This window comes from Erwinia sp. GW821-FHT03D09 (genome assembly GCF_059420805.1).
Map to the genome: position 1 here is coordinate 1 of NZ_JBWKUK010000044.1, position 1318 is coordinate 1318.

Sequence of the window (1318 nt, forward strand, 5' to 3'; positions counted from 1 at the left end):
ACTTCTTTAATCTCTTCGCGGATGATGTCGTTGCATAAATCAACGCACTCATCGCAGATATACACTGACGGGCCGGCAATCAGCTTGCGTACCTCATGCTGGCTTTTGCCGCAAAAAGAGCAGTACAGCAGCTTTCCTGAACCGTCTTTGCGTTTGTCTGTCATCAGTAACCTCATGTCTTGCTAAACAGACCTGAAGTGGGCTGTCTAAATTTACGCGTACCAGCAATTAATATAGCCCATTTTCCCTTTAAAATGGGAGCAAAACTCCGCAACAACGCGAGCTCCGCACCAGAATTGTAAATAGATCAAGGATTGTTCATAAAACATCCTGCATGCTATTTTTGGCTATTGGAATTAGCTATCCCTTTGTTTTTAAATCTGAATATTCATCCCAATGACTGTTGATTTAGCTACCTGTTTGATTATGCTAAACTCTCGTGACTTATCAGATCCCGATGGAGTGTAAAGCATGCCTCAAGAGCCAAAGAAAGAAGAAAAAGGCCAGGAAGAGAAGAACTCAGCGCTGGCAGTGAGCAAGCTGCTGCAGTCACGCTCTATTATCATTTCCGGCGAGATTAATCAGGAACTGGCCGAGAAAGTGACGGCTCAACTGCTTATTTTGCAGGAGATGGGCGGCGAGCCAATCAAGCTGTTTATCAACAGCCAGGGTGGCCATGTGGAAGCGGGCGATACCATCCATGACATGATTAAATTCGTGAAGCCGAAAGTGGTGGTCATCGGTACCGGCTGGGTTGCCAGCGCCGGGATCACTATCTTCCTCGCGGCAGATAAAGATAACCGCTACTCACTGCCAAATACCCGCTTTATGATCCACCAGCCGCTGGGCGGCGTGCGCGGTAAGGTTTCAGATATTGAAATCGAGGCGAAAGAACTTCTGCGTGCCCGTGAGCGTATCAACAAGCTGATCAGCAAAGCGACCGGACAGCCGCTGGAGAAAGTCGAAAAAGACACCGACAGCAACTACTGGATGAGCCCGGAACAGGCTATCGATTACGGTATTGCCACTCACGTAATCAGCCACTGGGATGAACTGAAAGTCTGATTTCTTATCTGACTGGCGGATATAAAAATGGCCCACAGTTTTCGCTGCGGGCCATTTTTTTTATGTCATCAGTCGGGCACTCAGGTTATTCCCCGGATGCCTGCTGCGCTTCCGGTTTACCGTAAATCAGTTTAGGCTCGCCGTTGTTTTCAATCACCGAGGCGTCTACCACCACTTTCTCCACGTCTTCCATTGAAGGCAGATCGTACATGGTATCCAGCAGCACGCCTTCAACGATGGAACGCAGACCGCG

The 1318-nt window shown here is 48.6% G+C and carries 2 protein-coding genes and 1 pseudogene; 1 reads left to right on the forward strand and 2 read right to left on the reverse strand.

The window, feature by feature from the left end; all coding sequences use genetic code 11:
• On the reverse strand, nt 1-164 hold a 164-nt coding region (locus tag AC07U6_RS22195), incomplete at its 3' end, for a ClpX C4-type zinc finger protein (protein WP_494764859.1).
• A 307-nt stretch (nt 165-471) separates the two neighbouring features.
• On the opposite strand from AC07U6_RS22195, the gene AC07U6_RS22200 reads away from it, so the two are divergent.
• Nucleotides 472-1065, forward strand: a complete 594-nt coding sequence (locus AC07U6_RS22200; RefSeq protein WP_494761763.1) for an ATP-dependent Clp protease proteolytic subunit — start codon at nt 472-474, stop codon at nt 1063-1065.
• Nucleotides 1066-1150: 85 nt separating this feature from the next.
• Here the strand turns inward: AC07U6_RS22200 and clpX are convergent.
• Nucleotides 1151-1318: pseudogene (gene clpX / locus AC07U6_RS22205) on the reverse strand (ATP-dependent Clp protease ATP-binding subunit ClpX); the annotation flags it as partial.